Raw genomic sequence first — 23,172 nt, 5'->3', positions numbered from 1 at the left:
TGCGCATAAGGCTTGCGGTGCTACAAAAACACCAGAAATAGTACTTTATACAATGTTGTATAAGTAATATTGCAGTGCACAAACAGAATGATACAGTATTTCTGGGGAAAAAGCACGCCTCTTACAATATATCAAGCTTCGCATATCCTTCGCGCGGCGAATGTCGGGGTGAACGCTTTAAATGGTTCTTTCTTGTAGAGCAGTTTCATCGCATGCGCAATTGCCTGCTGCTGGCATACAATGATGCTGTGCCGACATCTTTAAAATAAACCAAGCTGATCGATCCTTCATTTGAAAACTGAAATCCAATTCCGTTTACGCATACGCCGCGGCGACGAGATTATCATAGGGCCAGGAAAAATTGCCTTGCTGGAAGCAATTGCCGCAACCGGTTCCATTTCTGCGGCTGCCCGCGCGCTGGAGATGTCTTACCGGCGCGCGTGGCTGCTTACCGATGAAATGAATCGCGGTTTAAAACTGCCGGTAATCGAGGCCAAGAGCGGGGGCAGCAAGGGAGGCGGCGCAGCATTGACGCCAACGGCACAGGAAATTATTACCCGCTACCGCGCAATAGAAAAAGTAGCGCTGGAGACTGCTCAGGGCGATCTGGATGCGCTGCTCAACATGATTGCCAAATAATTGCTGTAGAAGACTTTGCGATAGCGGCTTTGGCCGCGCAAGCAAGAAAAATCGGAAGAGCGGGGAAGAGTTCCCTCGCCGCGAACGGGCGAGGGGAGTTTGCCTTGGCCGTGCTTATTCGTCGGTCAGGCCCATGGCGTGCGAGTAGCCGCCATCTACGTAAGTGATTTCGCCGGTGATGCCGCCAGCTAGTGGCGACAACAGGAACGCCGACGCATTGCCTACATCATCGATCGTTACATTGCGGCGCAGAGGCGCGGTCGCTGCAACCACACTCAGAATCTTGCCAAAGTCCTTGATGCCGCTGGCTGCCAGAGTCTTGATAGGGCCGGCAGAAATGCCATTGACGCGTATGCCGCGCTTGCCCAGCGATTCCGCCAGATAACGCACGCTGGCTTCCAGCGAAGCCTTGGCAAGGCCCATCGTATTGTAGTTAGGCGTGGCGCGCAGCGCACCCAGGTAGCTCAGGGTCAGCAGGGCAGCATCCTGGCGCAGCATAGGCAAGGCTGCCTTGGCCAAAGCCGGGAAACTGTATGAAGAAATATCATGCGCAATGCGGAAGGACTCGCGTGACAAACCATCCAGGAAATCGCCTGCAATGGCTTCGCGCGGTGCAAAACCGATTGCATGTACCAGGCCATCCAGTCCATCCCAGGATTTGGCCAGATCGGAGAACACGGCATTGATCTGTTCGTCGCTGCTGACGTCGCAATCAAATACCAGCTCGCTGCCGAATTCCTTGGCAAATTCGGTGATCCTGTCCTTGAAGCGTTCGCCCTGATAAGTAAAGGCCAGCTCTGCACCTTCACGGTGGCAGGCTTTGGCAATGCCATAAGCGATGGAGCGGTTGGACAGCAGACCGGTAATCAGAATTTTTTTGCCTTGCAGAAATGCCATGTTAACTCCTGGTATTACCGCAGTCCCGGGAGCAGGCTGCGGTAAGGTTTTTATATGTTGTTGCCGAACCGTAGATAGATATCTAGAGCTTTTATTCGACTAATCGACAGGTCGGAATTGTAGTTGCTAAGCGTGCTTGCGACAAGCTTCAATATTGTAGCCTTTCTCACAACACGAAACTCATTTCGCCGAGCAAGGCTCCCGGTACGATGGTGCCACCGGTATGCCGCTCTCCGTAGGAGCGGTCATCCATGATGACTTCAGTCTCTTGCGTCAATGCCAGCAGCTTGTCACCGAGTATGCGGAACAAGGAATCGTCAAAACGCATCACATTCAGCGGTGCCTTGATTTTTCCATCCTCAACCCAGAACGTCGCAAAGCGGGTCATGCCGGTGATGCGGCAATTGGCGCGGTCAGAAAAATTCAGGTACCACAGGTTGCTGATGAAGATGCCGGTACCCAGTTCAGCCAGCACCTGGTCCATGGACAGCGAACCAGGCTGCATTACCATGGCGTTGGCGGTTTCATCGTCGTCGGCACCGTTGCTCACGAGTCCATATTCTTTCGCCGTGCGCGGAGAGATCATGCTGCCGACCAGCTTGCCATCCTGTATCAGCGGCTCAATCGGGGGCTTGATAAAACCTTTGGCCTGGAAACCCGGCGCCAGTCCCGTACGGCTGTCCTCGCTCAGTTTGATCGATGGATGCAGCACCGCATCGCCAGTACGCATGCGCCGCAAAGGGCTTTGATGGGTACGCAAGGATTTCTCGGCTACGCCGCCCCAGTTCAGCATGCCTATCAATTCGTTCAGCGCGGCCGGTGCCAGGTAGGCACGGTAATTTCCCGGTGGTATGGTCACAGGCGGGATCGCCAGCAAGCTCAATCTTTGAACAGCGTCGGCAAACTTGCCTGAAAAAGCCCGGCCATCCCATTCAAAGCCCGCATAGCCGGATTTGACCGCCTTGTCTGCTGCATGGAACAGGCTCCAGTCAAAATTGAAATTGGCGACTTCATACCAGTTGCGCTGCCCCAAGGAATTGGCAAAGCCGCGATACAGCGAGCCCGATATCAGGATGCCGACCATATCGTAGCCCTGTGCTGCGGCGAGTATCTGGTCCACAATGCTGTCGGTTGAAACCGTATTCGAAGGCAGCAGTTGCGTCGTGTCTTGTACGTCCGTCGCAATCAGCAGATACGGATCTTCCGGGAGATCCGGCAATTGCAGCCGCAATTGCGCAATTGCATCGGCCAGCATAGCCTGGTCTTCGTCCAATTGGCCGGACAGGGTAAGACTGGTATTTGCGTGGCGGGCGCCCTGGATCAGCGTGATAGTCAGCAGCCTTTGTATGACGTGGCCGGGCTGCCGTATGGCGCTGCGGTTAAATCTGACAAAGTCGGTGGACTCTGCAGAAAACCAGCAAGTGCTTTGTTCGCCAGCCTGCAGCAGTGATTCGACGGTGGCGGCAATCTTGTGGAAAAAATCTTGCATTAGGCTTGGCCTCCGAATACTTCAACTTGATTGAACAGGCAGGGAGGCGACGCGTGGCCCACGCGTATCACTTGCGACGGCTCGCCCTTGCCGCAAAACGGTGTTCCCATTACGGCAAAGCTGGCCTCGTCGCCTACCGCTTTCAATGAACGCCAGAAACTTTCCGAGATGCCGCGATAATTGGGGTTTTTGACCAGCCCTTGCAATTCGCCATCCTTGATCAGTTGACCGAACTCACAGCCGAACTGGAATTTATTGCGCGAGTCATCAATGGACCAGGATAGATTGGTGTCCATCAAGACTCCGTATTCGACCGAGGCTATCATGTCTGCCAGCGATGTCGCTCCCGGCTCTATGTTCAGGTTGGCCATGCGGTCTATAGGAGGGCGATTCCAGTCGCAGGCGCGGGAATTGGCAACACCTGCCACCCCGGCCCGCGCCTGGGAAACATGGCCGCCCAGAGGGCGCTCCAGCACGCCATGACGGATGACATAGGTCTTGGCTGCCGCTTGCCCTTCATCGTCCCATTGGTAGCTGGCAAATTGTTCCGCGCGGCTGGGGTCGTAGCTGACGTTCAGCAAGTCTGAGCCATATTTGAAATGGCCGAACATATCCAGCGTGACAAAGCTGGTGCCTGCAAAGTTGCGCTCGTCGCCGAGTATGCGATCCAGTTCGATAGGATGTCCTATCGATTCGTGGATCTGCAGCATCATCTGTTCCGGCATCAGCAATAAATCCATTTTTCCGTTAGGACAATCCGGCGCCGCCAGCAGTGCCAGCGCCTCGTGCGCGATACGTTTCCCCGCGCCATGGAAGCCGGCTTGTTGCAGCACTTCCATGCCGCCCTGACGGCAAAAACCGTTGTACTGGCCGCCCAGGCTGCGGGTTTGCGTATCAACTCCCTGATTGGCTGTTGCAGCCATATTGGGAATGATGTAATGAAACTCCTGCTGGATGTCTGCACCGGCGGTGCTCAGGTAGAGTTGTTCGGAGTGTGTCTTGCCTATCGACGCATACCAGTCCACGATGCGCCCGTCGAGCTTGCAGTCGCGCGATTCCTGCATCAGCAGGGCAATCAGGTCCTTGCGCGACCAGTCGTCAAAGCCGGGGCCGGAGTAGCTGCCTTTAGCATCTGTTTGTGGAACGCTGCTGTAGTCGATTATGGAGCGTCCCGCACTTGTCTGTGCCCAATGCTGCGCGCGGCGTATGGCTTCCTGCAAGCCGCCCAGCGTGAGATCGCTGGTTGCTGCATAGCCGTATCCTCCGTTGTCGATCACAGTCACCATTGCGCCGCGATTGCGTGAGGTGGACAGCGGTTGCAATACGTCCTGGCGCACGCGCAGTTGTTCGCTGGTTTCATCGACTACCCGCAGCGAACAAAAATCCACTGCTGGCGCCAGTTGTTTGAATAGAGCTCTTATTTTGTCCAAGGTCTGCACCTTTTCTGAAGTAGCGGCATGGCTGCCTGTTTCTATGCGTTGCTTAACAGTTTCTCTGGCGCCTAACCGGCACAGCGCATGTGAAACTAGATACGGAAAACAAAAAAACCGCAGAAGGATTTCCTTGCTGCGGCTATTTTCTTTAGTGGCTGTGCAAACCGCGGGGGATCGCATTCAGCAGGGTTTTGGTATAGGGCTGCGTCGGATTGTGATACAGATCATCCGAATTGGCCAATTCCACCACCTTGCCTTTGTTCATCACCATCACCTGGTCGGCAATGTATTTGACGACTGCCAGGTCATGCGAGATGAAGATATAGGACAAGCCAAATTCTTCCTGCAGATCCTGCAGCAGGTTCAGCACCTGCGCCTGCACCGATACATCCAGAGCCGACACCGATTCATCGCAAACCAGCACTTCCGGCTTCATCGTCAGACAGCGCGCAATGGCGATACGCTGGCGCTGGCCGCCGGAAAATTCATGCGGATAGCGATGGAAGGCAGCGGTGGGCAAGCCGACTTTTTCCAATAGCTGATAGGCCATCTTCGAGCGCTCGCCGTCATTGGCGCCTATGCCATGTATCAGCATCGGTTCCATCAGGATCTGGCCGACGGTAAAGCGCGGGTTCAGCGATGCATAGGGATTCTGGAAAATGATCTGGATACGGCGCTTGTATTGCAGGAATTCCTTGTTGGACATGGACAGGATGTCCTTGCCTTCAAAGATAGCCTGGCCGGACGTCGCCTGATGCAGACGCATCAAGGTCAGGCCGACGGTGGTCTTGCCCGAGCCGGATTCTCCTACAACACCCAGCGTCTTGCCGCGGGCCAGCTTGAACGACACATCTTCCACTGCGCGAAATTCCTTCTTGCCGAAGAAGCCTTCGCGGCTATAGAAGCTCTTGCCGAGATTGCGTACTTCCAGCACGATGTCTTCCGAGCCTGTCAGGCCGCGCGGCCTTTCTTTTTGCTCAAGCAGCGCGCCGTTGTTATTCATGAAGTCGCTGATCACCGGCAGCCGCCATGGGCGGGAGTCCAGCGAAGGGCGGCAATGCAGCAGGGCCTGGGTATATGTGTCTTTCGGCTGCTCAAATATTTGCCTGACGTCGCCGGCTTCCCGCACTTCGCCATTGCGCATCACGATGACGTGGTCGGCAATTTCACCGACCAGTGCCAGGTCATGCGTGATGAACAGCACTGACATCTTGTGGCGCTTGCGTAGTGCTTCGATCAGGTCGATGATCTGTTTCTGTATCGTGACGTCTAGCGCGGTAGTCGGCTCATCGGCAATCAGCAGCTTGGGTTCGCAGGCAATCGCCATTGCAATCATCACACGCTGCTGCTGGCCGCCTGACATCTGGCTCGGGAAGGCATCGATCTTGGTAGACGGATCGGGGATGCCCACTTCTCCCAGCAGCTCAATCGAACGCTTGCGCGCCTGTTTGGCGTCCATGCCCATATGCAGGCGCAATACTTCACCGATCTGGAAGCCTACGGTAAATACCGGATTCAGCGAGGTCATCGGTTCCTGGAAAATCATTGAGATTTCCTTGCCGCACAGGTCGCGCCTTTGCTCGATGCTCAGCTCCAGCAGGCTGCGGCCCTCAAACAGTATCTTGCTGGCCGGGTCTATGCTGGACGTATCAGGCGGCAGCAAACCCATGATGGCGAGCGAGCTGACCGACTTGCCGCTACCGGATTCTCCGACCAGCGCTACCGTGGAGTCGCGCGGGATATCAAAGGAAATGCCCTTGACGGTCTCTACGCTTTCTTTTTTGTTGACACGGAAGCTGACGCGCAGGTTTTCTACTTTTAATAATGTATCTTGGCTCATGGCAGGTCCTTATTTCAGCTTGGGGTCGAGAGCGTCACGCAATGCATCCGTGAACAAGGAAAATGCCGTTACCAGCACCGCCATGCCTGCCGTCGCTGCAGTCAATTGCCACCATTTGCCCAATATCAATTCGTTCTGTGCCTCATTCAGCATACTGCCCCAGGACACCACACCGACCGGCACGCCAAAGCCGAGGAAACTCAGGATCACCTCGGACTTGATGAATCCGACCACCAGTATCGATACCTGCACCAGCGCCACGTGGCTGACATTCGGGAAAATATGTACAAACATCTTGCGCCAGTTGGACGCGCCTATCGCATCTGCCGCCCACACGTATTCGCGCGCCTTGTGTTTCATGTATTCAGCGCGTATCAGGCGGAAAGGGCCGGTCCAGCCGGTGAAGGCCAGGATCAGGATGATCGTCGTGATGCCTTTTTGCTGCAAGACTGCCGCCACTGCCAGGATCAGCAGCAGGTAGGGAATGGATGTGAAGATGCTATAGAACCAGTTGAAGAAATCATCGACCTTGCCGCCGAAGTAGCCGGCGGATGCGCCAAATACGGTGCCCAGCAGGGTCGCCAGGAAAGCAGCGACCAGGCCAACCACGATCGAAGTTTCAGCACCCTTGATGGTTTTCTTGATGATGTCATGGCCCCATTTGTCTGCGCCGAAGGTCAGGGTAGTCTGCTTTTCCAGCACAGTGGCTTTACCGACCTTGGCCAGTTCCTGGCGAATCTCGGCCATCTCCTTTGCCAATGGGTCTGGAATGCCGTAATCGTTGACGATGACGTCAGGCACGCGATTCGGCTCCTTGCGCAGCTCACGGATAATGTCTTTCAACGGATCCAGTGGATTTTCCGGCGGCGGCGCCTCCGCTGCCACCTTGCCCGTTGCAGCGGCATCTGCACCGATGAAGCCCGGCGGCGCATAGCTGACGGCGACTTCCTGTTCCCAGTCGCTGGCGATGACGCCGGTGGCTGACAGCAGCAAGATGATGAGGAAGGCGATAACGATGCCCATCGCTGTCATCGCTACTTTGTCGGCGCGCAGGCGGCGCCATGCCAATGCCCAGAGTCCTGGGGAAACTTGAGTTTGTATTGTTGTGGACATGCGTGATCCCTATTATTTCAACTGTACGCGTGGATCAACCGCCTGGTACAACAGATCGGTCAACAGATTAAACAACATGGTGGCTGCCGCGACATAGACGGTAATCGCCTTGATCACAGGGAAGTCACTACGTTCCACAGCGAGTATCACCTCACGGCCTATGCCTGGTATCGAGAAAAAGCGCTCAATCAGGAATGCACCGATCAGCAGTGCCGGCAAATTGGACATCACATGCGTGATGATGGGGATGGATGCATTGCGCAGTACGTGTACCCATTTGATCCTTCTCTCGGACACGCCTTTGGCGCGGGCGGTCCTGACATAGTCCTGGTTCACCTCATCCAGCGCAAAGGTGCGGAACAGGCGCAGACTGGGAGCGACACCGACAGCCAGTGCAATCAGGATGGGGAGGGCAGAGTACTTGAACAGGTTTTCAAAGAAGCTGTCGCCCCAGCCTTGCACCGGGAACCAGCCGAATTTATAGGCGAATACGTACTGGCCGACAATGATGTACACCAGGATACTGACCGACATGCCGATGGTGCAGGCAATCATGACGGAACGGTCCGTCACGGTGCCGCGCTTGAATGCGATACCCAGCGCCAAGCGGATCGCTACCAGGGTCTCAATGATTGTCAGCGGCACCAGCACCGTCATCGATGGTCCGAGGCGGGTAGCAAGGATGGACGATACGGATTCGCCTGTACTCCAGCTCGCGCCAAAGTCAAATGTGACGATCTGCTTGATAAAGATCCATAACTGCACGTAGTAGGGCTGGTCTATGCCCAATTGTTTGCGGATGTTCGCAATCATTTCGGGATTCGACATCTTGCCGGCCAGGATATAGGCGGGGTCTCCACCTACCCAGTTGAACAGGACAAACACCAGCAGGATGACGCCGAGCATGGTGGGAGCCATTTGCCAGATGCGGCGCAGTATATAGGCTGTCATTGGATACTCTCGTGGTTTTTATAGATACTTATATAGTTACTTGATAGGGGCATCTCTGCGGATGCCTGGAATTCTGTTTGCGCCGGTATCATTGATGTTTTTCAATATCGAAGAACATCCATTCACCGTAGATGATGGGGTGTTTTTTGTAGCCTATGACTCTGGGTTGCGCCAGCATGCTGCGGTAGCGGGCAAAGCCCATCAATTGCGCAGCGTTGACTTCCATGACGCGTGCCATCTTGTGGTACAGCAGATCACGCTCAGGGCCTGGCGGCAATTTTTGCGATTCCACGTACAGCTTGTCGTATTCGGGTATCTTCACGCAGCCGTTGTTGTTCTGGCCGGTATTTGGACCATAGAACAATTGCATGAAGTTGTCGCCGTCTGGATAGTCTGCCAGCCATGGCGCATTGCGCGTCTGCAGCTTGCAATTCTGCTCTGCCTTCAGCAATTCGCTGAACTGCAGCAAGTCTTCCTTCATTCGCACGCCGATAGAGTCGTAGGATTTTTTCCAGACTTCAGTTTGTAGCTTGCCTACTGGGCCGGAACGGGCGCTGTAGCGTATTTCCAGCGGCTTGCCGTCTGGCAGGGTGCGATAACCGTCCGGGCCTTTTTTGTAGCCGAATTTGTCCAGCAGCGCATTGGCTGCTGCCGGGTTGTATTGCACGCTGCTCTTGTAGTTAGGGTCATGGCCGATGACGCCGGGTGGAACCGGGAAGTTCAGTGCCACCGCATTGCCGTTATAGACGATCCGAATCTCTTCGTCGACGTTGTGCGACATTGCAAAGGCACGGCGTAGCGCAATTTTTTCCTTGCTGAAACCACCGAGCACGGGGTCCTGCATATTCCAGTAGTAGTAGGTCAGTTCCGGATCCGGGATGCGAGACAACTGTATGCCTTTTTTTGCCAGCGCCGGTTTGAGCTTGCCATCGTCCAGCGCCTGCGGTGCCAGAGGGCCTTCCAGTTCAAACAGGTCTACTTCGTCATTCTGGAATGCCAGCCAGCGCGACTGGTCTTCCAGCATGACGCTGATTTCAATACGGCCGATCTGCGGCATGCGCTTGCCTTTCATCGCTGCCATGATCTTCTGGTCCTCAGGGTTGGATCCGCCCTGGAAATCCCATATATAGCCGCGGAAGCCCGGGTTGGCGAGCAGGACGATTTTTGCACCACGCACCCACTCGTCCAGAGCGACGATGTAAGGGCCGGTACCTACCGGGCGGTCCAGTACAGCACCTTGCACGTTCCTGTATTTTTCTATGACTTCCCGTGCCACCGCACCGGTCGGGTTGTGTGCCAGGATCAGCCCCATGTTGAAGTCGGGCCGGGTCAGATGCAGGCGCAGCGTGTACTTGTCCACCAGCTCCAGGCCGGCGACCTTGGCGTCATAATCGAACTTGCCTGTTTTCTTGGCTTCTTTTGCCAGGTCATCAAGGCCGACGATCTTTCCCTCAAACAGCCATGCGTGCGGCGAGGCCAGCTTGGGATCGAACAGGCGCTTGATGGTGTACATATAGTCTGCCATCGTCAGCTCGCGCTTTTTACCGCCAAACACAGGGTCGTCGGTAAAGTAGATACCCTTTTTCAGCCTGATCGTATAGGTCTTCGCATCGGCGGAGATTTCAGGCAGTGCATCTGCTGTCCTCGGTATCAGTTTCACCGGCGAAGCCAGGTAATCGTAGGAATACAGGGTTTCAAAGACATTGTAATTGATGCCGTTTGTATATAAGTCGCGTGTGACGGCGGGATCGAAGCCGGTTTCTGCCACATTGAATACCCATTTCAGCACTTTGTCCGGATCGGCGCCATTCGCCGCTGGGGCGGCATAGGTCGCTCCAGCGACGGAGCAAGCAGCGAGGCCCAGCATGCCGCTGATAAAAGCCGAGCGGGCAAGGCGCTTAAGGCACGTAAAGCGTGTAGCGCGGGGAAAATGCATGGATAAAAGACGTGACTTCATTATTAATGATCCTCTGTGCAGGATGGTGTGGGTGCTGGCTGCGTGTGTGCAAATTTACACCAAGAACGCGCCCCTATTTGATTGTTTTGATGCGGCGAGTTCCCGGTGCAAGACAATTTAATGCTTGTCGACGTCTATGTATTCCCAGTCGGCATGCAGGATAGGGTGTTTTTTGAAGCCTTTCACCCAAGGACGCACCAGCCAGCTGCGGATGCGGGTAGAGTTCATCAGCCACGGCGTGTCGGCTTCCATCTGGCGGTTCATTTGCGCATAGAGCTTATTGCGTTCCTCGCCTAGTGGCAGCGAAACGGCTTTTTTGTACAATGCATCGTAGGCGGCAGACTGGTAGCAGGCCAGATTGCCCTGTTCTGCCTTGGGGCCATACAGCAGTTGCATGAAATTTTCGCCGTCAGGAAAATCGGCGTTCCAGGCTGTGTTCCACATTCCTATCTTGCACAGGGTTGCCGCCTTCATGTTGTCGGCAAAATTGCCGACGACGAACTCTACTCTTATCCCCAGTTGGTCCAGCCCTTTTTTCCATATCTCCGACTGCACCTTGAATTCCGCTTTTGCCTCGGTGGTTTTCTTGATGACGAGCGGACTGCCGTCCGGCATGGTCCGATATCCATCGGCGCCACGCTTGTAGCCGAAGTGGTCCAGCAGTTTATTGGCAAGATTGATATCGTGTGGAATGCTGCTACGGTATTTGGGGTCATAGCCGACCACGCCGACAGGAATCATCATTTCATCCTTGATGGCCTGTCCCAGCCGCATCTGAGTGATTTCATCAGCATGGCTGTAAGACATGGCAATCGCCCTGCGCAGGGCTATTTTGTCGTTCGTATATCCGCCGACTACAGGGTCGCGCATATTGAAAACCGTGAATGTCGTTCCAGCATCGGGCACGCGGTTCATGCGGATATTCTGGCTGACAAAGCTCGGCTTCAGCTTGTCGCCGTCCAGCACGGTGGGAGCGGCGATTTGCGGCATCTTGTCGACGTCGATCTGCCCATCCTGGAAGGCCAGCCAGCGGGATTGCTCTTCTTCTATGATGCTGATTTCTACACGGCCGACCTGTGGCAGTTTCTTGCCCTTCATATCCTTGACGATTTGCTCATCCCAGGCGCTGCCGGTTGATTGGAAATCCCAGGTGGTGCCGCGGTATTCCGGATTTGCCACCAGGATGATTTTGCTGCGCGGTACGTACTTTTCTATCATGTAAGGCCCGGTGCCTACCGGGTGCAGGCCGGTTTGCTGGCCGTACGCATCAATGACCTCGCGCGACACGGCGCCGAATGCGCCATAGGCCACGATATAAAGGAAGTTGTAGTCAGTTGCGTTCAGTTCTATGCGCAGCGTGTAGCGGTCCACAGCCCTCAGGCCAGGGATAGGGGCGTCATAGTCGAACTTGCCGGTTTTCTTTGCCTTTGCAATTGCATCGGCCATGCCGAGTATCTTGCCGTCAATGAAACTGGTATGCGGAGAGCGATTGACAGGATCCATCACCCGCTTGAAGGTATAGATGTAATCCTCCGCAGTCAGCTCGTGTTTCTTGCCCTTGAACGCCTCGTCCGCGGCAAAGTAGATGCCTGGTTTGATCTTGAAGGTGAATACCCTGCCGTTTTCAGTGACCTCGGGCATGGCTTCTGCGGTTTTGGGAATCAGTTTTGCCGGGCTGGCCAGATAGTCATACGACAACAAGGGTTCAAAGATTGCCTCGCTGACCCAGCCTGAGTAATGGTTTTGCGTTTTTACCATGTCAAAACCATCATCCGCTGCCTCAAAAGCTTGCCTGATGACTTTATTGGGATCGGCTGGATTGGCCGCCTGGGCAAGGTGGGGAGCGCTCGTGCAGGCAAGCAACAGCAGCGCATACGTGCCCAGCCGCGTTTTGAATTGTTGTAATTGTCGTTCCAACATCTTGCGTCACCTCACACTTTTTTAAATGAGCATTTTCTGGGACGCCGAAGAACCCAAAAAAGCCGTAACCATAACGCAAGTCAATGCAAGACGGAATATTTTAAGAAAAAATTTCCGTCAAATATTGCACCGAAATTGTGCGTTTTTTGACTTCCCATAGGAGAAATTAATGGGGTTTTACAAAAAATTGTCTTTTGGTAATTGTAATCTAGCGATACATGACTGAAACAAAAGGACACAAAATTCAGATATTCAGTAGATATATCGGCTTTTGGCGGGCACTTTATTTTGGTATTGGCGGAATGATGCAAACTAAAAGTCGGACCCAATGTAACGAACATAAACACATGCGGTTTTTGTATTGCGCAGCACAAAAATGATGCAGCGAAAAAACCGTGATTTAGCTATGAAAAATGGGCTGTTGTTTTTTGGGGAAACTGCAATTTACCAGTGTTGACAGGGGTACGCCGGAAGTGGTTCCATGCGCCATCAAGATTATTTTTTGATACGTTCATTTACAAGTGTAAGCGGAAAAAACGCCGGTTTTTTTACACCGGGGTGCACTAGAAATATTCAGTGTCTAGAGAAGCTTCTCTAAACTTTTCCTTAGGAGTTTAAAAAAAATGTTAAAAGAAAGAATATTGTCCCGATCAGTGAGAGCCATATTTTCTGGCAGTATCGCTGTAAGTATCGGTTTCCTGGCGCAGCCTGTGCTGGCGCAGGAAACTGTGCAAAGGGTTGAGATTACTGGTTCCAACATCAAGAGAACCGAGTCTGAAGGCATTGCAAATACTCAAGTCCTGACTCGCAAGGATATTGAGCAATCTGGCAAGACTTCTATCGCCGACGTGGTTCGTAGCCTGTCCGCCGATAATAACGGTAGTATCAGCAGCTCGTTTTCCGCTGGTTTTGCAGGTAGCGCCTCCGGTGTTTCCCTGCGCGGCCTGACAGTTAATTCCACTCTGGTGCTGATCAACGGTCGCCGTACAGCGTCCTACGGTTTCGGTGATGACGGCCAACGTAGCTTCGTTGACTTGAACTCCATTCCTTTCGAAGCAGTAGATCGTATTGAAGTGCTGAAAGACGGCGCATCAGCGATTTACGGTTCCGACGCGATTGCCGGTGTTATCAACATCATCTTGCGTCAAAGCTATGAAGGCAAAACGATCTCCGCTTCGGTTGGTACATCCGGCCACGGTGACGGTACAACTTCCAGCGCATCCGGCACTTTCGGTTTCGGTAACCTGCAATCCGACAAATACAACTTCTTCGTGAACATCGATGCGAAGAAGCAGGAAGTCATCTGGCAGCGTAATCGTAGCGACTACCTGGGTACAGCGGATGCGCGTCCTTGGGGCGGTCGTGACCAGCGCGGCGGCTACACCACTGCAGGTAATGCAGGCGGCAGCAGCCAGGTTGGTACAGTGCGTCCAGTGGATGCAAGCGGTGCTCCAGCCGGCAATATCCAGAACTTGGCTCCAGGCTGTAACGGCCAGCCAGTTGATCCGGGCGCAGGCGTAGCTGGCGACAACGCCGGCGGCGGTTGCTTGTGGGATCCAGTGAAATTCGCGCAGATCCAGCCTGAAACACAATCCATCAACCTGTTTACACGTGGCGTATTCCAGCTGAATGCTGATACTCAGGCGTATGCTGAGGTTGGCGTATTCAACAACAAGGCATGGACATCCACAACACCTTCCGGCATGAGCGGCACAGGTTTTGACTTGGTGCACCAACGCGTTAACAATACTGCATCCGGTCCGGATCAAGTATTGTTGCCTATCGGCCACCCAGACAATCCATTCCCGAACAATGCAGCACGCCCACGTTTCGTCGCTGCGTCTGAGCCACGTACTTCTGATCTGGAAACAACCGTTACTCGCGTTGTTGCCGGTATCAAAGGTACATTCGCTGACTGGGATTACGATACTGGCGTGATGTACGCAAAGAGCAAAACAGACAGGACACAGAACGGTTACTACCGTACTAGCGCCCTGAAAGCTGCTCTGGCAAACGGAACTTACCGTATCGGTCAAAACTTCAACCTGAATACACCAGCAGTTCTGGCTGCCGTATTCCCGACTTTGAACAATACTGCGACAACCGAATTGAACTCTATCGATTTCAAAGCGACTCGTGAATTGTTCAACTTGCCGGGTGGCGCTGCCGGTATCGCGGTGGGTGCTGAGTACCGTCGTGAAAAAGTAGATAGCCAAGCCACGCCATACACTGATATCAACGATATCACCGGCCTGGGTTATGCTGCTGCTCAAGGTACACGTAATGTATCCGCTCTGTACGCTGAGTTGGCTCTGCCAGTGATCAAATCCCTGGAATTCCAATTGGCGGCTCGTACGGATCATTATTCCGACTACGGCAATTCCACAACACCGAAGATTGGCTTCAAGTTCACTCCAACATCGGCTATCGCTTTCCGCGGTACTTATGCTGAAGGCTTCCGTGCTCCTAGCGCATCTGAAAACGGCAATAGTGCAGTTTCCGCGTTTACACAATATAACGTCGATCCAGTACGCTGCCCTGTGACTCACCTGGCATTGGATTGCTCCACAACCAAATCCATCGGTGCGATTACAGTAGGTAACTCTTCTGTGAAGCCTGAAGAATCTAAGAGCTACAGCCTCGGTTTCGTGGTTGAGCCTATCAAGAACTTCAGCGTTGCAGTGGACGCATGGCGTATCGTTCGCAAGAACGAAATCACAGGTTCCGACCCAGCTAGCGCAATCGCTAACCCAGCCGGCAATCCTAACGCTGTGATCGTACGCGGCGAGCCAACATCTGACTTCCCAGGCCTGGTTGGTCCTATCCTGTTGGTTAAGGCACCGTATGTTAATGCCAGCCAAACAGAAGTTCGCGGTATCGACGTTGATCTGCGCGCAAAGTATGACCTGGAAGCATATGGCAAGTTGAATGCAGGTCTGACTGTCAGCTACATGTCCAAGTTCCAGCGTACTAACGCAGACGGCTCCGTACAAGAATTCGCCGGTACTCACGGTGATACAAACTTGTCCGGTGACGGCGGTACTCCACGTACCCGTGCTTCGTTCACACTGGGCTGGGAACGTGGTGCTTACTCTCTGACAGGTACAGTGAACTATGTCAGCAGCATTAGCGACACCAACCAACTGGGCGGTGATTGCCTGGATACAGATGAAAACGGTAATGGCTACCTCGGTTGCCGTATCGCTTCCTTCACTACGCTGGATCTGTACGGCAAGTGGAAAGTATCCAAAAACTGGGAAGTTACTGGTTCGATCAACAACTTGTTCGACAGAATGGCTCCTTTGGACGTACAAACATACGGCCAAATCAACTACAACCCATCCCTGCATCAATCGGGCGCGGTTGGCCGTTACTTCACAGTGGGTGCTCGTTACACATTCTAAGTACGTAAATGATTTAAACCTGGTTTAAATCATCCGTCTTGAATATAAAACGCCTGGAAGCGATTCCAGGCGTTTTTTTATTTGGACTACACTATTAATTAGATGCCTTATTCAAGTCTTGCCGGGGCTTGCAATGCTAGGATAGGGCGTCCCCGACGCGTTAATGCCTCTCTTTGCCGTTTCTTGCGCGCAAAGCACTGGACGGACCTTGTGCCTGTCCTGAAGAGCCTCTGTCGGCATGATGCGTCTGCGGGGAGAGCTTGCTCGCTCACCGCCCGCTTTATACGGGGCGTTGGTTCGTTGCTGCGTCAGACAGCGGATAGCGGCGCATTAGCCCGGTTTTCGGCAGATTGAAAGAGGGTGCGAGCGCAGATGGCAAGCCATACCTTAGTATCCGGCATGGAATTTGCTAATTTACTGAATTGTGCTTTTGTAGTGCACCGCGATTGGGATAGGCTTGCTCGATTTTTGCATTAGCTTTTACTTTGCTAAAAGTTAGCTTATGTTGAAAAAATCTAAAAAATAAATCTTTTTATTGCATGCAAATTACGCATGGTTTGGTTGTGAAAAATGGTCTTTTTAATATTCTTTGGTGCCATTTTTTTTGATAAAACATATTGCTTTGCACCAAACTGATGCAGTTTTTTTCTTCGGATATTGGCAGTGGGAGGAAATTTTATTCTGACCCGATAGCCAAGCGACAAATTTTAAGAATTTGAAGACGAGAAAAGCGAGAAGCAGGCAATTTTATATTGCAGAGCACAAAAAAAGAATGCCTCAAAATTGGGATTCTCCTAGGGAAAATTCCTTGTTGTTTTTTGGCTTGGACCTCTAAGTTACGGTATTGACAGGCATGGCCTACTAGTGGTTCCATGCGCAATCCAAAATTTTTTTGCTATTTTAATTTTCATAAACAGACGTAATTTCTTGTTCAGTGGCAATTAATTTACAAAAAAATGGCGAGAGACAAATGAGGTGATTTTTTGCTTTTTTGAAGTGCGTTTTGGGAGGGTATGGCAATTCAAGCATGTTATATTGCATTGATTGAATTGTTGGTGCCTGAATGTTGATCTTTCGCCTGTTTTTTTTGCGGGCGGATTTAATTTCATATACCTTTTTATTGGCTAAATGCATTTATAATGCGTGTCTTGTTTAAGCCCGGTAGTAAAATGCAGTGGTATTGGAGGAAGTAGGTATGGATTTTTCGGAACGACAGCAGGAGCCCGGTAAGAAGTTTACGGGCTTGGCGCTGGTAGTCGTATTTCACTTGGCGCTGGTGTATGCGCTGCTCAATGGTTTGGGGCACAAGATATTAGAAGTAGTGCAAAAGCCGTTGGAAACCAAGATCGTAGAGGAGGTCAAGCCACCGCCACCACCTCCAGAAACGCCACCGCCACCGCCGCCAAAACTGGCCGCACCGCCGCCGCCGTTCATTCCGCCGCCGGAAGTGCAGGTACAGCCGCAGGTACAGCAACCGACGATCGTCTCGACACAAGTCAAGCCGACGACGGACCAGTTGCCTAAGACTGTTACAGCGCCGGTAGATGCGCCGGTCAAAGCAACGACAGGTCCGGTATCGGTAGCAGCCGTGATCGATTTCAACGCAGCAGGCTGCAAACCGGAATGGCCAAGAGCGTCATTGCGTAACGAAGAGACAGGGACAGTAGGACTGGCCGTGTTGATCGGAGCAGACGGCAGCGTATCAGACGTCAAGATTGAAAAATCCAGTGGATTTAGAAATCTGGACAATGCAGTGAAATCCCAACTGATGTCGGGCAGCTGCAAAAACAAACCAGGCACAGTCGATGGCAAACCGCAACAGCTCTGGACCAAGGTGAACTACGTATGGAAGCTTGAGTAAGACAAGCGGCTGAAGACCTGACCTAGGACTGGAGCCAAAAGCTACTCAAGTTATACAAACCAAACGTAAGCATTAATTTAAATTTTAAGGAAGTATGTTCATGAAAACCCGTTTATCTTCATTATTTGCGGCAGTCTTGTTCTCCCTGACAACTGCAACAGCCTTCGTAGCTGCGCCACAAGCGACCGCTGCCGACGCTGCCTCTGCCACCGCATCCGCACCAGCAGCTGCTCCAGCAGCAGAAGCAGCTGCTCCAGCAGCAGCGCCAACTGACGTAGCAGCACCAGCAGTAGCGAAAGAAACAGTCGACAATCCATACGGCCTGGACGCCCTGTGGAAAGGCGGCGACTTCGTAGCACGCTCCACACTGATCATCATGGCCATCATGTCCATGGGCAGCTGGTACATCCTGATCACCAAATTTGTTGACCAGCTCAAAATGAGCGGCCAGGCAAAAGACGCTAAAACCAAGTTCTGGAAAGCCGCTTCCGTACAAGCTGGCGTAACCAGCCTGAAAGAAGGCAGCCCATTCCGCTTCATCGCCGAAACAGCGACCAAAGCGACCGACCACCACGAAGGCGCCCTGCTGGAACAAATCGACCTGAACTCCTGGGTAACGATGTCCATCCAGCGCGCAGTAGACAAAGTACAAAGCCGTCTGCAAGATGGCCTGGCTTTCCTGGCAACAGTTGGTTCCACAGCACCGTTCGTCGGTCTGTTCGGTACCGTTTGGGGTATTTACAATGCGCTGACAGCGATTGGTGTAGCAGGCCAGGCATCGATCGACAAGGTAGCAGGTCCAGTGGGTGAAGCGCTGATCATGACCGCGATCGGTCTGGGTGTAGCGGTTCCTGCGGTATTGGGTTACAACTTCCTGGTACGCCGTAACAAGACAGCAATGGAAGACGTTCGTGCGTTCAGCGCCGACCTGCACTCCGTCGTATTGTCCGGTGCCATGTCCAAAGCTTCTGGCGCAGCCAGCATCAAAAAAGTAGGCTAAATCATGGCAATGGCAATAGGCAATGATGGAGACGGCGAAGACGAAGTCAACAGTACCATCAACACCACGCCGCTAGTCGACGTTATGTTGGTACTGCTGATCATCTTCCTGATCACCATTCCCGTCGTCACGCACACCGTACCGGTCAAACTGCCGTCTGAGACAAATCAGCCGTACAAGACCAAACCAGAAAACATCAATCTGGCCATCGATAAAGAAGGCCAGATGTTCTGGAATGAAGCACCAGTAGCCGATACGGCAGCGTTGTTTGAAAAGCTGAAGAAAGTCGCTGTGATGGTACCTCAGCCTGAACTGCATATCCGCGGCGACCAAAACGCCCAGTATAAGTATGTCGGCAAGGTGATCCTGACAGCACAGCGCGCAGGAATAGCCAAGGTCGGATTTGTGACCGAACCGCCACCACGCGGAGGCTAATCAGCCAGGCACCTCTCCCTGCAAGGGGAGAGGACGCAGGCAGATTAGCAAATGGCTACAACTAACGGAAGAAAGGAACCCACATGGGGATGAATATAGGCTCAGGCGGAGGCAGCTCCGCCGACCCGGAACCGATGATCGAGATGAACATGACGCCGTTGATCGACGTTATGCTGGTGTTGATCATCATGCTGATCATTACCATCCCGATTCAAAATCACGCAGTCAATCTGAACATGCCGACCAGCTCGCCAGCCAAACCGCTGACAGAGCCAACGGTGATCACGATCGACGTGGACTTTGACGGAACAGTACTGTGGAACGGCGTTGCCCTGAGCGGCGGCCGCGGCGAACTGGAAGCCAAGCTGCGTGAAGTAGCGGCGCAACCGGATCAGCCGGAAGTGCATTTGAAGCCCAACAAGCTGGTGGCATACAAGTCGGTGGCAGCAGTGATGGCCTCGGCACAGCGTCTGGGCGTGACCAAGATAGGCATGATCGGTAACGAGCAGTTCATTAACGATTAATTCGTTAATTTTGCACGTTGCTCCTGGATTGGTCAGTGCTAAAATCTAGCTTAAGATAAAAGAATGGCAGGGTTATCCCTGCCATTTTTCATATTCACGGGATTCGCAGTTCAGATGCATGGCTTGAGCAATATGTTATCGTCTAGTTTTTATCAACTCCGTACGTAACATGGTATACACTCCGCATCACCTGTGCTGAATCCACAATTCATTAAATTTGTTGATTGAGAGATCAAAATATGAAGCAATTTCGTCTGTCACGTCTGGCTGTGCTGCTCGCTGTTATTGGCCTGAGTTCCGTCCCTGAATTGACCGGCTTTGTCGGCAATACTGCCTACGCACAAGAAGCCCTGCGCCCTGAAATCGGCAAGCACGTACAAGCTGCCGGCGAGATGTTCAAGGCAAAAAAATACAAGGAAGCGCTGGCCAAGCTGCGCGAGACCGATAGTATCAGCGGCAAGAATGCCAACGAAAACTTCACGATTGAGCGTATGCGTGCTGCTGTTGCAAATGCAGCAGGCGATAACGACACCGCAATCCGCGCGTATGAAGCTGTGCTGGCTACCAACAAGCTGACTGGGCCTGACCACCTGACTTATCTGAAAGCTTTGGCTGGCGCCTACTATAAGGCCGGTAACTACGCGAAGACAGTCCAGACCATCGGTAAATTCAATGCCGATGGCGGTAGCGATCCTGCAATGCGTCCTTTCCTGATCCAGTCCCTGTATATGAGCGGTGACTATGGCCGTACTTTGAAAGAAGTACAGGCTGACCTGGCTTCAGATGAAAAAGCAGGCCGTACGCCTAGCGAAACCAGCCTGCAGTTGTATGCAAATGCAGCGTTGAAGCAAAATGACAAGGCTGGTTATGTCAGTGCACTGGAGAAGTTGCTGACCTACTATCCGAAAAAAGAACTGTGGGCAGATATGTTGAACCGTTTGCCCGGCAAGCCTGGCTTCTCCGAGCGTATGTCGCTGGATCTGTATCGCCTGAAGCTGGCAGTAGGCCAACTGACGAAGACCAACGATTTCATGGAAATGTCGCAGTTGTCCTTGCAAGCGGGTTATCCGGCTGAAGCAATCAAATTGATCGACCAGGGCTATAAATCCGGCGCGCTGGGTGCGGGTGCAGAAGCAGAGCGTCACAAGCGCCTGCGTGACTTGGCCAACAAGAACCTGGCTGAAAGCAATAAAGGCCTGGCTGCTGCAGAAACTGAAGCAGAGCAAAACAAAGACGGCACCGGTCTGGTGAATCTGGGTTACCTGTATGTGACCAACGGACAGGCTGACAAAGGTCTGGCCATGATGGAAAAAGGCATCGCTAAAGATAACCTGAAACATCCTGACGACGCCAAGCTGCATTTGGGTATTGCCTATTTGCAAGCTGGTAAGAAATCCAATGCGATCAAAGTCCTGAAAACCGTGCAAGGCAAAGACGGTACTGCTGATCTGGCCCGTTACTGGATCATCTACGCCAATCAGGCCAAGTAATTCAGGCAGTGGCTGAAGCAAGAACAGCCGTTAGCTCCTTGCACTAGGGGCTGACGGTAGCAAAAATAAAAATGGCGCAGAATATTCTGCGCCATTTTTTTATGCCTGCTTGCTGCCTGCTTTTGCCTGGCAGCAGATGATTAACCGTGCCGCCTCTTCACAGGCTTGGCGCTAGCCACCATGATCTTCGCCGGTGCAGCCTTGTGTGCCGCATTACCGTGCGCCGGCTTTGCTGCTGAACCGTGGGCAGCTAAGCGTACTGGTGCTTTGCCCCGTGCGGCGGCAACATAGGGCAGGTGGATTTGCAGGGTCTGGCCGGCGGCTATATTGTCACGCTTCAGATTATTCCAGTCCTTCAATTGCGCAACGCTCACCTTGTAGCGCTTGGCGACTGAATTCAGGCTGTCATGCTTGCCGACCTTGAAACTGACCTGGCGGCCGGGAGGTGGATTCTTTTCTATGATCAATTGCGCTTTCTCTGCAATTTCCATCGAAATATCCTGATCCGGCGTCTTGGACGATTTAGGTATCAGCAGCGTAGAACCGGCCTTGACCAGCATCTTTGCCGGGATCAGGTTCACTTCACGCAGGACTTCCGGTTTCAGTCCCAGCCTGGTGGCCAGCGATTCCACTCGCTCGGTTTTTCCTACCGTATGCGTGGACCAGGTGGACAAAGGCCCTTGCCATTTGCTCAGGTTTTCCTTGAACAATGCGGCATTTTCCATCGGCAGCAGGATCTTGGTGTTGCTGTCGCCGGTAATCACCGGGCGGTTGAACTGCGGATTCAGCGCATTGAATTCGCTCACCGATAATTCCGCCAGCTTGGCAGCCACGCGCACATCGATGTCGCGGGTCTTTTCTATCGTGACGAAGTAGGGCTGGTTATCCAGTTTGGGCAGGCTGATGCTGTATTGCTCAGGGTGGCCGATAATATTCTTGACTGCCTGCAGCTTCGGCAGGTAGTTCCTGGTCTCCAGCGGCATCAGCGAGGACATGCTTTCAAAATCCGTCGGCAGGCCAAGCGCCTGCTGTTTCTTGATCGCACGTTGCACCGAGCCTTCGCCCCAGTTGTAAGCGGCCAGCGCCAATTGCCAGTCGCCGAACATGCCATGCAGGCGTTCCAGGTAAGTCAGTGCCGCATCGGTAGAATCGATGACGCCGCGCCTGTCGTCCTTGAACATATTCTGTTTCAGGTTGAAGTCGCGCCCGGTTGCCGCCATGAACTGCCACATGCCGGAGGCTTTGGCTGTAGACAAGGCCTGGGGATTGAATGCGGACTCGATGAAGGGCAGCAAGGCGAGCTCAGTCGGCATGCCGCGCTTTTCCAATTCCTCGACCACATGGAACAGATAGCGCGAACCGCGCTCCACTGTGCGCTGTATGTAGTCGGCGCGCGAGCTATACCAGTTCACCTGGTTGGCGACGAGCTGGTTATCGATGTCGGGGATTGCATAGCCCTTGCGTATCCTGCCCCACAGATCTACTTCGGGCGCAATCGCGTTCAGCGCCGCTACTTCTTCTTGGGGGGGATTTTCCGGTGAAGCTTCTATCGGAATCAGGGGTGTCTTGAGAGGGGTAGTGCTGGTGGAATTTTGGGTTTCCAGCGCGTATAGGTCGTTTTCTCCTGCATAGCTGATCTGCGGGCCGGCCCATGCCAGTAGTGCAGATGTCAATGCCAGGGATAGTCGATGTCGGAATTGTTTCATAGGCGATAATTTGTCTAATCGATCAAAGTCGACGATGGATTAATAGGATCGTGTGAGTGTACGCAAGGGCGGATTGCCGCGTCAAGGAAAATGTCGGCTATGTTACAAGAAAATTGTGTTTTAAAATAAGGGCTTACGTGTTTTTACAGGCTTGCGGATGATGGATCTGGCGCGGATAGCAGGCTGCGGGAGCAGGGCGCCTTTATTCGCGGGGAAATCGCGGAATAGGTGTGAACTTGCTGTTAATTTTGTCTGGCCATGTAAAAACGGCAAATAGCAAAAAAAGTATTTCTGCCATTTGCCTGTGTGCCGCATTCCTGATTCAAGGCAATTTATGACGATATCTTGATATTCTTGCGCATCGCCTCTTCAAAGCGCTCCTTGGTTGTATCTTCATCGCGCAGGCCAAATGCATAGTTAGCCTCCAGCCACATCACATTGATGATGCCGAATGCCAGCGCCAGCCCCACTCCCAGTATCCAGGTGAAATACCACATATTGTCCTCCGCTCTT

At 52.9% G+C, this 23,172-nt stretch carries 17 protein-coding genes; 7 read left to right on the top strand and 10 right to left on the bottom strand.

The window, feature by feature from the left end; genetic code table 11:
• The first annotated feature begins 291 nt into the window (after positions 1-291).
• Positions 292-639, top strand: coding sequence for a winged helix-turn-helix domain-containing protein (locus tag IEW12_RS10825; RefSeq protein ID WP_188566067.1), 348 nt, complete (start codon positions 292-294; stop codon positions 637-639).
• Positions 640-753: 114 nt separating this feature from the next.
• Here IEW12_RS10825 and fabI read toward each other — a convergent pair whose 3' ends face one another.
• From fabI to IEW12_RS10785, 8 genes are all read right to left on the bottom strand, one after another.
• A complete protein-coding gene (fabI, locus tag IEW12_RS10820) occupies positions 754-1,536 on the bottom strand; it encodes an enoyl-ACP reductase FabI (protein ID WP_188566066.1) in 783 nt (260 codons plus the stop codon).
• 166 nt (positions 1,537-1,702) lie between these two features.
• Positions 1,703-3,025: a TldD/PmbA family protein gene (locus IEW12_RS10815; RefSeq protein ID WP_188566065.1), complete on the bottom strand. Its 1,323-nt coding sequence runs from the start codon at positions 3,023-3,025 to the stop codon at positions 1,703-1,705.
• Complete coding sequence (locus IEW12_RS10810; protein ID WP_229751041.1) at positions 3,025-4,455, bottom strand: TldD/PmbA family protein; 1,431 nt, start codon at positions 4,453-4,455, stop codon at positions 3,025-3,027. Before IEW12_RS10810 ends, IEW12_RS10815 begins: the two co-directional genes overlap by 1 nt.
• Before the next feature lie 151 nt (positions 4,456-4,606).
• A complete protein-coding gene (locus tag IEW12_RS10805) occupies positions 4,607-6,298 on the bottom strand; it encodes an ABC transporter ATP-binding protein (RefSeq protein WP_188566063.1) in 1,692 nt (563 codons plus the stop codon).
• A 9-nt stretch (positions 6,299-6,307) separates the two neighbouring features.
• Positions 6,308-7,411, bottom strand: coding sequence for an ABC transporter permease (locus IEW12_RS10800; protein WP_188566062.1), 1,104 nt, complete (start codon positions 7,409-7,411; stop codon positions 6,308-6,310).
• 12 nt (positions 7,412-7,423) lie between these two features.
• Positions 7,424-8,362 carry an ABC transporter permease gene (locus tag IEW12_RS10795; protein ID WP_188566061.1) on the bottom strand — a complete coding sequence of 313 codons (939 nt, stop codon included), beginning with the start codon at positions 8,360-8,362 and terminating at the stop codon, positions 7,424-7,426.
• Between the two features lie 88 nt (positions 8,363-8,450).
• Complete coding sequence (locus IEW12_RS10790; protein WP_229751040.1) at positions 8,451-10,319, bottom strand: ABC transporter substrate-binding protein; 1,869 nt, start codon at positions 10,317-10,319, stop codon at positions 8,451-8,453.
• A 117-nt stretch (positions 10,320-10,436) separates the two neighbouring features.
• Positions 10,437-12,239, bottom strand: a complete 1,803-nt coding sequence (locus tag IEW12_RS10785; RefSeq protein ID WP_188566060.1) for an ABC transporter substrate-binding protein — start codon at positions 12,237-12,239, stop codon at positions 10,437-10,439.
• Between the two features lie 623 nt (positions 12,240-12,862).
• Between IEW12_RS10785 and IEW12_RS10780 the strand changes: the two genes are divergently transcribed.
• The 6 genes from IEW12_RS10780 to IEW12_RS10755 all read left to right on the top strand — a co-directional run bounded on the left by IEW12_RS10780 (position 12,863) and on the right by IEW12_RS10755 (position 20,953).
• The gene (locus IEW12_RS10780; RefSeq protein ID WP_188566059.1) at positions 12,863-15,643 is read left to right on the top strand and encodes a TonB-dependent receptor; all 2,781 of its coding nucleotides are present in this window, start codon (positions 12,863-12,865) and stop codon (positions 15,641-15,643) included.
• Positions 15,644-16,838: 1,195 nt separating this feature from the next.
• Positions 16,839-17,504, top strand: coding sequence for an energy transducer TonB (locus IEW12_RS10775; protein WP_188566058.1), 666 nt, complete (start codon positions 16,839-16,841; stop codon positions 17,502-17,504).
• 94 nt (positions 17,505-17,598) lie between these two features.
• Positions 17,599-18,504 (top strand): MotA/TolQ/ExbB proton channel family protein, encoded by a 906-nt coding sequence (locus tag IEW12_RS10770; RefSeq protein ID WP_371874527.1) that lies wholly within the window; start codon positions 17,599-17,601, stop codon positions 18,502-18,504.
• A gap of 3 nt (positions 18,505-18,507) precedes the next feature.
• Positions 18,508-18,939 (top strand): ExbD/TolR family protein, encoded by a 432-nt coding sequence (locus tag IEW12_RS10765; protein WP_188566004.1) that lies wholly within the window; start codon positions 18,508-18,510, stop codon positions 18,937-18,939.
• 83 nt (positions 18,940-19,022) lie between these two features.
• Positions 19,023-19,463 (top strand): ExbD/TolR family protein, encoded by a 441-nt coding sequence (locus IEW12_RS10760; protein WP_188566056.1) that lies wholly within the window; start codon positions 19,023-19,025, stop codon positions 19,461-19,463.
• A gap of 239 nt (positions 19,464-19,702) precedes the next feature.
• Positions 19,703-20,953 carry a tetratricopeptide repeat protein gene (locus IEW12_RS10755; RefSeq protein ID WP_188566055.1) on the top strand — a complete coding sequence of 417 codons (1,251 nt, stop codon included), beginning with the start codon at positions 19,703-19,705 and terminating at the stop codon, positions 20,951-20,953.
• A 140-nt stretch (positions 20,954-21,093) separates the two neighbouring features.
• Here the strand turns inward: IEW12_RS10755 and IEW12_RS10750 are convergent, their stop codons facing one another.
• Positions 21,094-22,659, bottom strand: coding sequence for a transglycosylase SLT domain-containing protein (locus IEW12_RS10750; protein WP_188566054.1), 1,566 nt, complete (start codon positions 22,657-22,659; stop codon positions 21,094-21,096).
• Positions 22,660-22,991: 332 nt separating this feature from the next.
• Positions 22,992-23,156 carry a cytochrome bd-I oxidase subunit CydX gene (cydX, locus tag IEW12_RS10745; RefSeq protein ID WP_188566053.1) on the bottom strand — a complete coding sequence of 55 codons (165 nt, stop codon included), beginning with the start codon at positions 23,154-23,156 and terminating at the stop codon, positions 22,992-22,994.
• Positions 23,157-23,172 lie beyond the last annotated feature (16 nt).

Origin of the sequence: Parundibacterium terreum (assembly GCF_014636315.1) — a bacterium.
Classification (GTDB): domain Bacteria; phylum Pseudomonadota; class Gammaproteobacteria; order Burkholderiales; family Burkholderiaceae_D; genus Undibacterium; species Undibacterium terreum.
This window is presented reverse-complemented; position numbering and strand designations above follow the sequence as displayed.

What these genes read in the sequence shown, in the direction of transcription:
- IEW12_RS10805 (WP_188566063.1), bottom strand. Translation starts at nt 6,298, where the DNA reads ATGAGCCAAGATACATTATTAAAAGTAGAAAACCTGCGCGTCAGCTTC.
- cydX (WP_188566053.1), bottom strand. Translation starts at nt 23,156, where the DNA reads ATGTGGTATTTCACCTGGATACTGGGAGTGGGGCTGGCGCTGGCATTC.
- IEW12_RS10790 (WP_229751040.1), bottom strand. Translation starts at nt 10,319, where the DNA reads ATGAAGTCACGTCTTTTATCCATGCATTTTCCCCGCGCTACACGCTTT.
- IEW12_RS10750 (WP_188566054.1), bottom strand. Translation starts at nt 22,659, where the DNA reads ATGAAACAATTCCGACATCGACTATCCCTGGCATTGACATCTGCACTA.
- IEW12_RS10795 (WP_188566061.1), bottom strand. Translation starts at nt 8,362, where the DNA reads ATGACAGCCTATATACTGCGCCGCATCTGGCAAATGGCTCCCACCATG.
- IEW12_RS10780 (WP_188566059.1), top strand. Translation starts at nt 12,863, where the DNA reads ATGTTAAAAGAAAGAATATTGTCCCGATCAGTGAGAGCCATATTTTCT.
- IEW12_RS10755 (WP_188566055.1), top strand. Translation starts at nt 19,703, where the DNA reads ATGAAGCAATTTCGTCTGTCACGTCTGGCTGTGCTGCTCGCTGTTATT.
- IEW12_RS10760 (WP_188566056.1), top strand. Translation starts at nt 19,023, where the DNA reads ATGGGGATGAATATAGGCTCAGGCGGAGGCAGCTCCGCCGACCCGGAA.
- IEW12_RS10785 (WP_188566060.1), bottom strand. Translation starts at nt 12,239, where the DNA reads ATGTTGGAACGACAATTACAACAATTCAAAACGCGGCTGGGCACGTAT.
- IEW12_RS10815 (WP_188566065.1), bottom strand. Translation starts at nt 3,025, where the DNA reads ATGCAAGATTTTTTCCACAAGATTGCCGCCACCGTCGAATCACTGCTG.
- IEW12_RS10770 (WP_371874527.1), top strand. Translation starts at nt 17,599, where the DNA reads ATGTTCATGAAAACCCGTTTATCTTCATTATTTGCGGCAGTCTTGTTC.
- IEW12_RS10765 (WP_188566004.1), top strand. Translation starts at nt 18,508, where the DNA reads ATGGCAATGGCAATAGGCAATGATGGAGACGGCGAAGACGAAGTCAAC.
- IEW12_RS10800 (WP_188566062.1), bottom strand. Translation starts at nt 7,411, where the DNA reads ATGTCCACAACAATACAAACTCAAGTTTCCCCAGGACTCTGGGCATTG.
- IEW12_RS10775 (WP_188566058.1), top strand. Translation starts at nt 16,839, where the DNA reads ATGGATTTTTCGGAACGACAGCAGGAGCCCGGTAAGAAGTTTACGGGC.
- fabI (WP_188566066.1), bottom strand. Translation starts at nt 1,536, where the DNA reads ATGGCATTTCTGCAAGGCAAAAAAATTCTGATTACCGGTCTGCTGTCC.